This is a genomic window from Pedobacter sp. CG_S7, assembly GCF_040544395.1.
Classification (GTDB): Bacteria; Bacteroidota; Bacteroidia; order Sphingobacteriales; family Sphingobacteriaceae; genus Pedobacter.
In genome coordinates this window covers 14057-28390 of record NZ_JBEONS010000036.1, presented here as the reverse complement: position 1 = coordinate 28390, position 14334 = coordinate 14057, and the positions used below count along the sequence as shown (strand labels likewise).

Below are 14334 nucleotides of genomic sequence, written 5' to 3'. Positions count from 1 at the left end.
AGTATGGAGGTGTGGCTCGTGGGCATAAATATCAATCTTTATCAAAATACAAAGATAAATTTTTAGCCTCAGCCCACAACATTTGGCATTGATCCTATATCACGGGATTTTTTCTGTTAAATATTTGTAGAACATTTGCGTTAAATTCTACAGTTTTTGCTGTTAAACTTGACGAAAGATGGTAATTGAAAAGACGCTCGGGGTTAGGAAGACTTCCTGTTTTGGAACCAAAAAACCCCATCTAATAAGCTAGAAGGGGTTTTTATGTGATTTTCTGACCTGAAAATCTGAGCTCCCGAGACTGGGCTCGAACCAGTGACCCTCTGATTAACAGTCAGATGCTCTAACCAGCTGAGCTACTCGGGAATCTGGCTACCCCTAAACATTTTCGGCTTTTGTACTAAACTTTCAATCGTTTTGGGATTGCAATATTAGGACTTTTAAATTGCTAATGCAACAGTTTTTGAAAAAAAATTTAATAAAGTTTTTACTGGCCTATAATACGTTTAAAGTGAGTCAACAGTGAGTCAACGGTGAGTCAACCTTTTGCCGAAGAAACCCTTGACTCACCCTTGTTGCATAGTACATTCAATATTAACTCACTGCCTGTTTAAAGGGAGAGCATATTCTTAAAAGTAGAATCATAAAAACACAACAATTGCTATTTAAAATTAACAACTAACGGAGAGTTTAATCCTTCTTTAAAATCAGAAAGATAGTTTATCCATTCCTGAGCAGAGGTAATCTGGCCTGCTCTATTCCAGGCAGCTCCAGAATAATAGCAGTATGGCTGTAAAGATTTCGCACTTGCAAACGTTAACAAATGACCTTTAGCGACTGCCATTTTGTTTGTGGAATCGGACACAACAATTGCTAAGCCCAGAACACCATTTTTAACCGACTCGGGCTCCCAGTAGGCCATGATACCATCTTTTTCATTTAATACAACCGCAGCACCTTGTGTACCTCTTTTAACAATACCAATAACAACCGGCATTGCTTGAGCGCCCTGAAAATCGAAAATCGCTTCCACTTTGTTGAATTGCGAACCTGCATCAATAGATATGATTTTAGTAACTGTAATAGGGATATCGGCAGCATTACGTGTTGGGTAAATGAGTTGAAAAGTACTTCTCAGCGGTCCGTTGTCTAAAACTTTCCAAGTTTTATAATTATTGGTAAAGTAGATAGAATCGTTAACAAAAGGAGCGATATCTCCAGCACCTAATGTATTCCCTACACTGTAGTAATCCATACCCTCACCATGATCAGTATGGTAATCGCCACTTTTATACCATTTATCCACAATAAGTTCTAAAGTCCTTTTCGACCAAACATCCATTCCTAAAGCATTGTCTTTACGTTTTTCAAGTGCCGCACCATACATTCTAAAAGCTACTTTATCATTCTCCCAGGCAAAATCATCATATCTTTCTGGCACAAAGCGAGCAAAAGTTTTATTTTTCACCATTGCCGGACTTCCCTCTTTAACTAAAATCTTTAAGGAAGCATTTGCCGCAACAGACACCGCAATTAATAAAGCCACCGGCTCCTTGTTTCCTTTATAGGCTAACTGATAAGGTAGCTCAGCTTTGGTGGTTGCATTAATCAGTTTGAAAGTCTTTCCTCTGGTCCACAAGAATTCTTTTTGAAATTTAACATAAGGGATCTCTACAAGCTCCACTCTCTTTTTAGGAAGATGATTGATGATTTCGATAGAGGTGCCAGCAGAAACAGCCAGGTTACCGAAAAACAGCAATAACATGAAAACTTTTATAAATTTAGCTGTTGAACTTTTAATGTCTTTTTTAACTAAAATGGAACTGATGCTTTTCATTAGAGAATTACTTGTTTTTTAAAGGTGATGATTAACACGAGCATAAGATAGCAATAACCCTGATTAAAGATTAGAATTTACATCTTTTTCTGATTGTGGTATTGGGAATAACAAATGATCATCATCTACAGTTACACCAACTGTTGCCATGGCAGTTTTTAACCGTCCAAGACGTAGAAGATCCCACCTGCGTTGTCCTTCGCCACAAAGCTCACGTGCGCGTTCCTTTAATAAGGCATCAACAAAGGTTTCTGCGCCTGCAGTATTAACCAGGTTTAACTGATCGGTAAGTAAATTTAAACCTGCACGAGCCCTAATGGTATTGATACCATTAAATTTATTCGGATCTGTTGGGTTGATGTTGTTCATTGCTTCAGACTGTAACAAGTACACCTCTGCTAATCGCAATACAAACCAGTCCGTTCTGGAGTTGTTGTCTTTCTTCCACTGACTGTCCCTAAATTTATAAACAAAAGGAGCTACCGAAGTCCCATTAGCCGTATTTGACACGCTGTAAGTTTTTCTAATATCTCTATTTCCCTCTGGGAAACCATTGTTAAAGAAATAGTTTTGCACTAAAAATGAGCCGTAACCACCCAAAATAGTAGGATAAAACATTCTTAAAGTAATATTTGAGACATTTGGCGCTGTACCAAAACGCACAGCGAACACAACTTCCTTATTGTATTTATTATCAGAGCTAAAGATATCAGCATAATTAGTTAATAAACTATAAGAACCTGTATCACCTATTACTTTATTACATGCTGCTAGTGCATCCTGACTATCTGTAGCCTTAGCCGCAGCAGATTTTGCTCTTGTAAGGTATACCTTAGCCAATAAAGCTGAAGCGGAGCCTGAGGCAACCCTACCTTTTTCGCTTGCAGGAATATTTTTTTCAGCATAGCAATTTAATTCTGCAAATTGAAGGTCAAGAAGCAGCTGATCATATATAGCAGCAAGTGTAGCTTTTTTAGGGTACAAATTTGGATCACCAGCCCTAACCGGCTCCAGAATCAAGGGTACTTCACCAAAAGCAGTAAGCAAATTGAAATACGCCATAGCCCTTAAAAAACGGGCGTTACCAAGTATATTATTCTTTTTGGCTTCATCCATGGAAATAGGTGGCACATAAGCGATCACATCATTTGCATTTTTGATCATTTTATAATTGTTCACATACCAGTTGGTAATTTCACCATTTACAGCGTTAAATGTATGGCTTGTTAAGGTATTCCTGTCTGCTGCACCGGCTCCTGCATACATTAAGTCTGATGCATTGTCAGAAACGGTATATACTGTTCGCTGGTAAAACCCTTGAGGTTGTAGTGTGCTAAAAACTCCATTTAAAGCAGCAACGGCGTCTTTCTCACTTTTATAAAAATTAGTTGGCGTTAGGAAACTGCTCGGATCTTCTGTGAGAAACTTCTTGCAAGAACTCAGGCTTAATACAACTATGGCAATTGTTAATATTTTTAATTTCATGATCTTATAATTAAGAATGATCTTGTTTAAAATCCAAATTTTACACCCAACAAAAATGTTCTTGAGGGCGGGTAAGAATTAATGTCAGCACCTAGGTTTAAATTTTGAGACCCAGTATTCTGGCTTGACGAGTTAGAATTCCGGTTATCAAAAGAATTAATCTCTGGGTTGTAACCAGTGTAATTGGTAAAAGTTAACAGATTTTGTCCGGTTACATATACGGTAGCACTTTTAAACACCTTATTAGCTTCTGAAGTTGGAAAATTATAAGCTAAAGATACCGTTTGGAGTCTGAGGTAGCTTCCGTCTTCCAGATAACTGCTTACTACTCCAACAGAACGCTCTGTGGTGCTGAATGCTCTGGGTGTAGTATTATTTGTACCTGGTCCACTCCATGCATTGCGCATTTCGGCATACTGATTATTTGTAGTTCCTCCGTTATGAGAGTATTTAGTAATATTCAATATTTTATTTCCTTGAACACCCTGCATAAACACGGCGAGATCAAAGTTTTTATAAGTAAAAGTATTGTTAACACTATAAATAAATTTTGGAGCAGCCTGACCGATTATATCACGATCTGATGCATTGATGACCTTATTACCATCCATATCTTTGATGATGGCATCACCAGGTTTCACTCCTGTTCGCCCTGCGGCATCAATCTGCTCCTGGGTTTGCCAGATACCATCAAAAGTATAACCGTAAAAAGAGCCAATAGGTTGGCCAACACGTAAAATGGAAGGTGCAAGACCGTTAGTTACAATGTAAGAACCAGTACTTCCTACCAAAATATTGTTGGTACCGTTCATATCGACCACCTTATTCTTATTGGTAGAGTAGTTGATTGTTGTAGACCAGTTGAAATTTTTACCTGCTATATTTTGTGAGGTCAATGAAAGTTCCAGTCCCTGGTTTTGAACCTTTCCTGCATTCAGTAAAATGCTGGCATATCCAGATGATTGGGGTACCGCAACATTTAGCAGCAAATCTGACGTTGTTTTACGATAATAATCAGCAACCAAAATTAGACGCTCATTAAAAAGTCCCAGATCCAATCCAATGTCTAAAGATTTTGTAGATTCCCAAGCCAGGTTGGGGTTAGGAATATTATTAGAAGAAACACCAACCACACGTCCGGGAGTAACACCTAAAGAATAGCCATTGGTACCGTATTGTGCAAGTGAAGAATAAGAAGTGATTTCCTGATTTCCAGTTTTACCATAACTGGCCCTTAATTTCAAGTTAGAAATCTGCTCCACATTTTTAATAAAATCTTCGCTCGATAAGCGCCAGGCTACAGCACCAGAAGGGAAATAGCCCCATTTATTGGTTTCTCCAAAACGGGATGAACCATCAGCACGCATTGTAAAAGTAAAAATATATTTATCTGAAAAGTAATAATTAGCCCTACCAAAATAGGAAGCTAGGTTGTTTTTCACCGTATTGGAACCTGGAGTTAGAATATTACCACCAAGACTCAGGTTATCATAGCCGAGGTTATCTGTAAAAAAGTTTTGTGCACTTGCATTAAAATCACTCACCTTAAACTCTTGTAAGGAAAAACCTAATAAACCATCAAAACGGTGATTCTTATTAAATTCTTTCTGGTAAGAAAGCGTATTCTCATTTAACCAACTGTAATTTGTCATGTTAGAAGAATATGCTGAACCACCAGTTGCTTGTCCGACGAAAATATTGGATGGCAAATACCTTTTTTCTGTACCCGAAGTATAATCTACACCTATACTACTTTTGAATTTTAATCCAGGAAGGAATTCATATTCACCAAAAGTATTGATTAGACCACGACTTGAGCCCACATTATTTTTAGCTTCAGTAACGCCAGCAACAGGATTACCATAAACACTGACATAAGCAATAGGCTCATTTTGAAAAGTATATTCACCACTTGCATCACGCAAGGGAATAATTGGGCTTATGTTCAAAGCACCACCTGCAGAACCGTATCCTGTACCAGTTTTTGTGGCATCAATAGCTTGTGCAGCATAAGAAATCTGAGAAGAGAAACCTACTTTTATTTTTGTACCGATGTTTCTATCCAGGTTCATCCGGATCAACTCTCTTCTATATCCAGTATTGCGCATAATTCCCTGCTGATCGAAATGATTTAAGCTAAGGTAGTAACGGGTTTCTTTATTACCGCCATTGAAGCTTACCTGATAATTCTGGATAGGTGCAGAACGGTAAAGCTCGTCCTGCCAATCTGTTCCGGCACCAAGCGCACTAACCTGTGCTGCTGTATAAGGCAGCGCTTTTGCCGTATTAGGGTTGGCAACATTGTATTGTGTATAATAATCATTGAGGTATTGTGCAAACTCAGTGGCATTGAGCATATCCATTTTTTTAGACAATTTCTGTACGCCTGCATAAGCATCAAAGTTAATGGCATTCTGCCCTTCTTTACCTTTTTTAGTGGTAACAAGAATTACTCCATTTGCCCCGCGACTACCATATATTGCTGTAGAAGAAGCATCTTTCAGCACTTCAATAGACGCGACATCACTTGGATTAATAGAGCTTAAGTTGGCTACACCTGCAAAACCATCAATAACATAAAGCGGTTCATTTCCAGAGTTTATAGAGTTGGTCCCTCTAATGCGGATGGAAGAAGCGTTTCCAGGCTGGCCATCAGACTGGGTTAGTTGTAAACCACTTACCCGGCCCTGAAGCATTTGATCTGCACCTACAACAGGTGTTTTATCAAGATCTTTACCACTCAGGGAAGTTACTGAACCTGTTAAATCACTTTTTCGCTGTGTACCGTAACCAACAACTACAACTTCACTTAGCTGTGTTTTATCGTCTTCTGTCAGTGTAACATTAATTAGTGTTTTTCCACTGATCTTTATAGTTTGAGCAGCATATCCTACATAAGAAAACACAAGCGACGCACCTTCAGGAGCAGAAATATCATAGGTACCATCGCTTTTGGAAACCGTTCCTGCAGATGTACCAGCAACTTTAACACTTATTCCTGGTAGAGGGCCACCCTGAGCATCGGTTACTTTCCCTTTAACACGGACATCGGGAAGCTGCGCGAATTTTGAAGAATGGCTTTCATGCAGATTTGCTGACACATTCAAACAAAACACGAAAGCTAGTATAAAGATCAAGTTTAGGACCAATAAAACCCTTCTTTCTTTTTTCATAATTTTCTCATTAATTGGGTAAACAACAAGGTTTATATTTGGCCTTTGATAACATTGTTAACCCCAGCAAAATGCTTAGTTAAACTACCGTTGACAAAGGAGCTTACAAAAGAATGGAAAATATAAAGGCAATATTCAGCCAGATAAGCAAGATGCTCAGTGAAACTAACATTCATGAAAAGGCTGTTTGCTTTTAAAACAGTTAATTTTAAATAGGAACGATGGTATAAGATTTTCCTTTTTCGGTTACAAAATCAATAAGATACCCTTGATCAACATTCAGGGTTAAAAGTTTGCTATCTTGCTTCTTTTGGTAAACAGGAATGTTTGGACTGAGGTTAAGTAGATTCGTATTCAAATCTTTTGCCTGTTTAAAGGAGGCTTCTACTACCCTTACCGGAACCTTTGTTCTTATCCGGCAGTTTCCACCTAATAAAGAAACAATTGTTGCACTTACCATACGGTTATTTGTCCAGCTCAGGTCTACTTTAAAGTTCCCCCGTGCTTTGATTCCTTTAATAGCGCCTGCAGGCCATACATCCGGAAGCGCTGGCAAGAGATTTAGCTCCCCTTCGTGGCTTTGAAGCAGCATTTCTGTCATTCCTGCTGTGCCACCAAAATTACCATCTATTTGAAAAGGTGGATGCGCATCAAACAAATTTGCATAAGTTCCGCCCCCACTCATTTGCCCACGAGTATCTGCCGGATTAATATAATTAAATGCCATTTTAAGTATTTCGTAAGCATGATTGCCATCCTGCATTCTTGCCCACCAATTCACTTTCCAGGCCATCGACCAGCCAGTACTCACATCACCTCTGTGTATTAAAGATTGTTTTGCTGCAGCAGCGAGCTCAGGTGTTTTAAATACAGAAATTTGGTTTCCAGGATAAAGTCCGAATAAATGAGAAATATGACGATGTGTATCTTTAGGGTCATCCCAATCTTGATACCATTCCTGTAATTGTCCATATTGACCGATATGGTAGGGGTATAATTTAGCCTGAGCAACCTCCAGTGTTTCCTGGAATGAAACATCTGTATTCAATGCTTTTGCGGAGGCAATACAGACAGTGAATAGCTCCTTGATGATGGCCATATCCATCGTTGAAGCCATACTTAACTGGTATTCTTCACCTTTAATTTTAATTGTATTTTCTGGCGAAGTAGATGGATTTGTAATCAAATAACCACTCTTAGGGTCTTGAATAAGCCACTTTAACATAAATTGCGCAGCTCCTTTCATCAAGGGATAACCTTCGTTTCTTAAAAATGCTTTATCACCTGTAAAAAGATAATGTTCCCAGATATGAGTACTTAACCAGGCGCCTGCCATGGGCCATGCAGACCACCTTGGCATGCCTTTTGGATCCCAGTCATTGCCCCCGGCAGGAGAAGTTTTGGCCCATAAATCTGAGTTATGGTGCATAACCCAACCCTCATTGATAGCGTAATTTACTTTAGCTGTTTTGGCTCCATTTACGGCAAGCTCTTTTATAAAATCAAACAATGGCTCATGGCATTCAGAAAGATTGGTGTTTTCTGCCAACCAATAATTCATTTCTGTATTGATATTGGTGGTATAATTACTTCCCCAGGGAGGTTGAACCTGATCGTTCCATATGCCCTGGAGATTCGTTGCTCTTGAACCTGGCCGAGAGGAGGAAATCATTAAATACCTACCAAATTGGTAATAAAGTGTTTGTAGCTGGTTATCTGAGGCTCTATTGTTAAAAGTTTTCAATCTTTCATCTGTGGTAAGCTTTGACAAAAGCGGATCTGCTGTGGCAAGACTGAATTCAACACGCTTAAATAAGTTTTTATAATCTTTTATATGATTGCGTTTTAACTGATCAAATGTTTTAATTAAAGCATTATCCAAATTCATTTTGGCCTCAACAGCAGGATCTTTACCTTCAAATCCTGGCGACTTATCAAATCCATTGAAGCTCGTGGCTTCAGCAAGATAAATAGTAACGGCATTTGCATTGGAGATCTCTATACTATTAGCAATGGCTTTACTGCTGCCACCTTCTGCTTTAACATTTACATGCACTTCAAAAGTCATCCCTTCCCCATTTGGATTTTCATCATACACTACCTGTCCAGGTTCATATGCTCTTGCAGCAACGAATTTTGGTGCTTTACCTTTCATCACCAGGCTATTATTACCAACGGCACTCGTGTTAAAATGTAACTTGCTGCTTAAATCTGCCGTAAAATTGATAGCGCCTTTTTTATCTGCTGTAAGGCGCACCACCATAATCTTATCAGGATAACTCATTAAGGTTTCCCGAGTATAAGTAACCCCATTTAACTTATACCGTACTGTAGCTAATGCATTGTTTAAATTAAGGTCACGATAATAAGCAACAGTTGAAGAATCTTTTTGATCAAAATTTAAAGTAAGATCGCCCAGCGGAAGATAGCGAGCAGAATAAGGACCCTGCATTTTTTTCCAAAGTGTAGCTGCTTTGATAAGATCACCTTCAAAAACTGCCTTTCTTACTTGTGGTAATATAACTGGGCCATCAGAATTATTTCCTGAGGCTGGATAGCCAGACCACAAAGTATTATCATTGAGTTGAAAACGTTCTTTACTAATCCTGCCAAACACCATGGCCCCTGTTTTTCCATTACCTAAAGGCAATGCTTCTTCCCAAACTTCAGCAGGCTTATCATACCATAGCTTTAAATTTGGATCGTCGCTAATGCTTTGTGCAATCAGTTTACTGGATGCAAATAACATCATTAAAATAAAACAAATTTTCTTCATGTTTATTAAAATTATTTTTTATGCGTCTTTTTTCGTGCTTAATGATTTGCTTTGAGAATAAAATCGACTATCACCTCCGGATTTTGAAGACTATGAGGATGATGTTTCGCCTCCTTTTTATGGATAACGGTGATATTACCCCCTGCTCTTAACAACAGTTTTTCGAAAGGTATCGTATTTTCCTCCATCGGAACTAATTCATCTTTATCGCCACAGATATGTAGTATTGGATAGCGCCCTTTAGCAATAAGCGCTATTTTATCTATTGGACTGTGTTTAGATGCTTTTGCTTGTTCATCAGTTTGATATCCAAAATCCTTCTTAAATAACTCCCATTCTTTTTTACTTCCTGGACCTTTACCAAATCCACCCGGCCAGCTCATTAAATCCACCACAGGATTATCTGCATAAATACAAGAAATCTTTTTTGGATTAACCGCTGCCCAATTGTATATGTAAACCCCACCTCTGCTCATCCCTTCTAAAGTAACTTTATTAGACAAGCCCATTTTATGAAGTGCTTTATAAAAACTATCCCATAATTCTATAGCTTCTTTGTTACCAAATAATTCAGACACATCACAATAAGCCACATGATAGCCTCTTTCTAATAGTGCGACTTCTGTTTGTGGCTCATGCCCCCAAAATCTGGCACGCCAAATCCATGGTTTCCCTTTAGCCGCAGCTTTAGGTAGAACAAGGTGTGCTGTATGTCCTTTAAATACAAATTCCAAATCAGTAAAACCATAAAAAGAACTTACTTTAACCAAATTTTTAATCTTGGACTTTACAGCAAATGGCCTTGTTTTTAAATCAGCTATTTGCTCTTTTAAACGATTAGCAATGACCTTTGCCCCTATTTCATTTGGATGAACCTTATCCTGAAGGAGGTTTTCTTTATCTAAAAATAACCGATGCAGGTCTATTAATTCCAGGTTTTCTTCATAGGCTATTTCTTGGGTAAAAGGAATTATTGACCACGTAAGTATGTCATCCCATATTTGAGTGCTGTCGGTTGTAAACACTGTGACTGGTGTAAGTAAAATTACCCTTGGTTTTGAAGGAAGACTCCTGAATGCATTGATTAATTCCTTATAATTTTCTTTAAAATCTTGCAGGCGGGTCCTGTTAATTAATTTGGTATCATTAGTGCCTAATTTGATAAGTACAATATCTGGTAGGCTATTTAATGCTTCTTTATAAACCGCTGTATTTATGTAGGGCTTATTTCCTTTCTTTAACAGGGTGGCTCCGCTTACGCCAAAATTCATTACGTTATAGTCCTTTCCAAGCATTTCTTGAAGTTGGGCAGGATAAGACTGCGTCAAACGATCGGGAAGTTTTGAACCGTATGTAATGCTATTTCCAATACAAGCAATCCTCACTTGACCATATGCAAAAGCTAATGATGTGAAAATAGCAAGAAGACTAAAAAAAATATACTTGTAAAGTTTCATTTTAATTCACTAAAAAGTTTAATATTCGTATGGCATGTCCTTTAGAAAGACTGTTGTTCTTGTTCAAAATTATTAACTCTAGCTTATGATTACCTTCATCCAACTCGTCGGCAAGCATTTTGTACCAGGGTAAATGTAGGTTCTTACTCCATTGTGTAAAAAGATCGATTGCCGGAAACGCCTTCCCGTCAATACTATATTCTAAAATCCCGGCATCTGGACCTGCCAGGGTGGCAATACCAATTACACTACCTTTAAAATGAAGCACAAAGGAAGCTCCAGGCTTTAACCCCTCCAGTACTGGAATAGCGACAAACCCTTGTCTGGTATTTGCCTGATCTGAAGGAACCCAATTTGCTTTACTTATAAAACCAGTAGATACTTCCACATTTTCTATGCTGAGATAATTACCATTATTATAATTTCTATGCTCCAGTGAAGAAGGATAATGCTTAGGTCTAATCTTTTTCAACGATAGACTGTCATTTTGCAACAATAAATTTGAAATGGTATTGGCATAAAGCAGCTGTCCAAATGGCGAAGGGTGTAAATTTTTAAAGTCCTTTTCCCAGGTAAATTCTCCAGCATTTATGCGATCGGCAACTTCTTTAGCCAGGTTAAGGAATGGTAGTTTGTAATGTTGTGCTACATCTTCATGAACCTTTACTTCCACAGGCATGTTACCATCGCGGTAATCTTTCAGCTTCTCGGGATCAGCAAATGCCATCATCACTAAATCCATATCCGGGTTTTCCTGAAGTGAATGTCGAATAATACCTTCTAAGGCACGCCTTTGAATTTTTTCCGATGTGCCATTGGCACGATCATTAACAGCAGACTCCAAAAACATCAAGTCAATTTTTCCCTGTTCTAAAACATCCTGCTTTAGTCGGAATGCATGAGGCAGGCTACCCAGTGAGGGTATGCCGGCATTAATAAACTTAAAATTAACTTCTGGATATTTGTGTGTTAAAAATTGACCGACTAGCCCTCGCCATCCTTCCATATGGGTTATGGAACCACCCAAAAAGGCAATAGTAATGGCTTTTCTTTGTTTTATAAGATTAAATGAATTGTTAAGATCTCCAAAATTACAAACATATCCTTTACTGCTCAACTGAGCATCAGCACTGGCAAAAATTAGAACTGTAATTAGCAGAAATACATATTTTCGCATCCTTATTAATCTAATGGTCCGGTTTTCATATTCCCGCCTTCCAGTGCAGTAGATTTAACCTTTCCTTTAACCTCTACCTTTATCACAGACGCAATCGCATCTGGCGCTGACATCGGAAGATAAACAACGGATGATTTTGATTTTAAAGCCGTTTTATTCGAAACTAAAGCAGCGGATACAATTTTATTCTTCAGTCCGGGTATTTCTAACTTACCATTCTCAGGCCATTGAAAAACAGTAAGGTATAATGTAGTTCCATTTTTAGTTTCTTTTGTGGTTATTCTCCCCCATGCAACTTCCAAAAGTGGATTCGCTTTTGTAGCATAGATAGCTTCTCCATTTACCTTCATCCATTTGCCAATAGCACTAAGTCTTTCAATGCTTTCCTGAGGAAAAGAGCCATCTGGCTTTGGCCCTATGTTAAGTAGGTAATTACCACCCTTAGAAGCGATATCTACGAGGTTTCGAATTAATACAGCCGTACTTTTCCAATTCGTATCTTTCGTTCTGTAGCCCCATGTACCATTCATAGTCATGCAGGTTTCCCAATCTTTGCCATCAAGCTCTTTTCTATCCGGTATTTTTTGTTCGGGAGTTTTGGTATCACCAGAAAAATTAGGTCTTTTTAATCGGTCATTGGTAATAAGAAGTGGCTGTAACTTTAATACATCCTGAAATTTTAATGCAGCCTCATCAGTCATATTAGTGGGGGTATCCCACCAAATGACAGCAATATCGCCATAATTAAGCAGCAATTCTTTAACCTGTGGCACGGCAACTTTATCGATATACTCCTGAAATGTGGCCGTTTCTTGCACAGGATCCCAATGCCCCTTATGGGCAAGGGTATATTTATCAATCCTTGTAGAATCAGGATTTGCCCATCCTTCACGCATTGGCTTCCTAGCTACAGAACCCCCTGGATTACTCCAGTCTTGTGCTTGAGAGTAATAAAACCCTAATTTAACGCCATATTTTCTACAGGCATCGGCTAAAGGTTTTAACAAATCTTTACCATAAGGTGTTGCATCTGCAACATTCCATTTACTCGCATTGGATTTGAATAAGGCAAAACCATCATGATGCTTCGCGGTAATTACGATGTATTTCATTCCTGCATCTTTAGCCAATTTCACCCATAAATCAGGATCGTAATTTAAAGGATTAAATTCTTTCGCTTTTTCTTGGTATTCTGCTACAGGAATTTTAGATCGGTTCATAATCCATTCAGCGCCACCATGAAGCTGCTCATGCCCATGGTAAACACCTGCCCATTGTGCATAAACTCCCCAATGAATAAACATCCCAAATCGAGCCTCACGCCACCAATTCATTCTTTCATCTTTAGAGACAACCTCTTGTCCCACCAACAATTGACAACAGGTCAACAGCATCAATAATAAAAACCCAATTTTTTTCATTAATGTATATTTTTTTTCTAAAAGGTGATGAAGCTATTATGAGCAATAATCATTGCAGTTAGTGAAACTAGCATTCCATGAATTCTTTCTGGTAAATCAAAGGACTTTTACCGGTAATATCTTTAAAGCATTTATGAAAACTAGCAAAGTTGTTAAATCCGCTTTCGTAACAAACTTGTTTAATATTTAATCTATTGTCTATTAACAACTTACAAGCCTGTCCAACTTTCACCTCCGTTAGAAATTGGGAATAGGTTTTTTTTGTAAAAGACTTAAAATACCTGCAGAATGAATTGGGGCTGATTCTGGCAATGTCAGCTATTTCATCCAAATGAATCTTTTTGCGGAAATTAGCAAAAGTATAATCATATATATCTTTAATCCGGTTTTCATTAGCGTCTTCTGTAATTTGTGCATAACCAATGGAAGATAATGTTTCCAGACGATCGCATTTCACAATTTCAACCAATGCCAGCATCAGATAGATTATTCTGTCTGTACCTTTTGCTTCCAGCATAAAACCAAGAAGTTCAGCAACCTTTTCCTTATGTTTTCCAACTACTTTAATCCCCAGCTTTGCTTTTTCCAAAAGATCTTTTATAGCTTTATTTTCAGGAAGATTCAAGAAATGCTGACCTAAAAAACTTTCAGAAAAATGCGCCACTTTAACTTCCCCGTATTGATCACCACCAATATTAGGAAGTTCTTTTTCAAATCTCCAGTAATGTGGTAAATTTGAGCCAACTAAGATTAAATCCCCTGATTGAAATTCAGTAATGCTGTTCCCTATAAATTGAGTCCCTTTACCTTTTATAAAATGTATTAGTTCCACTTCCGGATGGTAGTGAAACTTGTTGTCCATAATAGGTTTCAAATCATGACGAACACTAAAAGATTGAATGGGGCTTTTGGAGATTTTCAGTAGTTGGGGTTTCATACGCGCTAGATTAATCATGAAGATTGAATGTACTGCAATGCTAACAGTAATACAATGCTATTAAACTTTAC

Annotated in this window: 8 protein-coding genes and 1 tRNA gene; all 9 read right to left on the bottom strand. The window is 38.1% G+C overall.

Going from position 1 to position 14334, the window contains the following annotated elements:
* Positions 1–292 precede the first annotated feature (292 nt).
* Positions 293–366, bottom strand: a tRNA-Asn gene (locus tag AAKU52_RS14820).
* A 295-nt stretch (positions 367–661) separates the two neighbouring features.
* Positions 662–1837, bottom strand: coding sequence for a BT3233 family polysaccharide utilization protein (locus AAKU52_RS14815; RefSeq protein WP_354334896.1), 1176 nt, complete (start codon positions 1835–1837; stop codon positions 662–664).
* A 63-nt stretch (positions 1838–1900) separates the two neighbouring features.
* Complete coding sequence (locus AAKU52_RS14810; protein WP_354334894.1) at positions 1901–3322, bottom strand: RagB/SusD family nutrient uptake outer membrane protein; 1422 nt, start codon at positions 3320–3322, stop codon at positions 1901–1903.
* Positions 3323–3348: 26 nt separating this feature from the next.
* Complete coding sequence (locus AAKU52_RS14805) at positions 3349–6495, bottom strand: SusC/RagA family TonB-linked outer membrane protein (protein WP_354334892.1); 3147 nt, start codon at positions 6493–6495, stop codon at positions 3349–3351.
* Positions 6496–6703: 208 nt separating this feature from the next.
* Complete coding sequence (locus tag AAKU52_RS14800) at positions 6704–9271, bottom strand: glycoside hydrolase family 95 protein (RefSeq protein WP_354334890.1); 2568 nt, start codon at positions 9269–9271, stop codon at positions 6704–6706.
* Between the two features lie 38 nt (positions 9272–9309).
* Positions 9310–10728: a GDSL-type esterase/lipase family protein gene (locus tag AAKU52_RS14795; protein ID WP_354334888.1), complete on the bottom strand. Its 1419-nt coding sequence runs from the start codon at positions 10726–10728 to the stop codon at positions 9310–9312.
* 1 nt (position 10729) lies between these two features.
* Positions 10730–11905, bottom strand: coding sequence for an SGNH/GDSL hydrolase family protein (locus tag AAKU52_RS14790; RefSeq protein ID WP_354334885.1), 1176 nt, complete (start codon positions 11903–11905; stop codon positions 10730–10732).
* Positions 11906–11910: 5 nt separating this feature from the next.
* Complete coding sequence (locus tag AAKU52_RS14785) at positions 11911–13326, bottom strand: alpha-L-fucosidase (RefSeq protein ID WP_354334883.1); 1416 nt, start codon at positions 13324–13326, stop codon at positions 11911–11913.
* A 67-nt stretch (positions 13327–13393) separates the two neighbouring features.
* The gene (locus AAKU52_RS14780) at positions 13394–14263 is read right to left on the bottom strand and encodes an AraC family transcriptional regulator (RefSeq protein WP_354334881.1); all 870 of its coding nucleotides are present in this window, start codon (positions 14261–14263) and stop codon (positions 13394–13396) included.
* Positions 14264–14334: the final 71 nt, after the last annotated feature.

Excerpts from the sequence above, each read along its gene's own strand:
- AAKU52_RS14815 (WP_354334896.1), bottom strand. The coding sequence starts at position 1,837 with ATGAAAAGCATCAGTTCCATTTTAGTTAAAAAAGACATTAAAAGTTCA.
- AAKU52_RS14810 (WP_354334894.1), bottom strand. The coding sequence starts at position 3,322 with ATGAAATTAAAAATATTAACAATTGCCATAGTTGTATTAAGCCTGAGT.
- AAKU52_RS14805 (WP_354334892.1), bottom strand. The coding sequence starts at position 6,495 with ATGAAAAAAGAAAGAAGGGTTTTATTGGTCCTAAACTTGATCTTTATA.
- AAKU52_RS14800 (WP_354334890.1), bottom strand. The coding sequence starts at position 9,271 with ATGAAGAAAATTTGTTTTATTTTAATGATGTTATTTGCATCCAGTAAA.
- AAKU52_RS14795 (WP_354334888.1), bottom strand. The coding sequence starts at position 10,728 with ATGAAACTTTACAAGTATATTTTTTTTAGTCTTCTTGCTATTTTCACA.
- AAKU52_RS14790 (WP_354334885.1), bottom strand. The coding sequence starts at position 11,905 with ATGCGAAAATATGTATTTCTGCTAATTACAGTTCTAATTTTTGCCAGT.
- AAKU52_RS14785 (WP_354334883.1), bottom strand. The coding sequence starts at position 13,326 with ATGAAAAAAATTGGGTTTTTATTATTGATGCTGTTGACCTGTTGTCAA.
- AAKU52_RS14780 (WP_354334881.1), bottom strand. The coding sequence starts at position 14,263 with ATGAAACCCCAACTACTGAAAATCTCCAAAAGCCCCATTCAATCTTTT.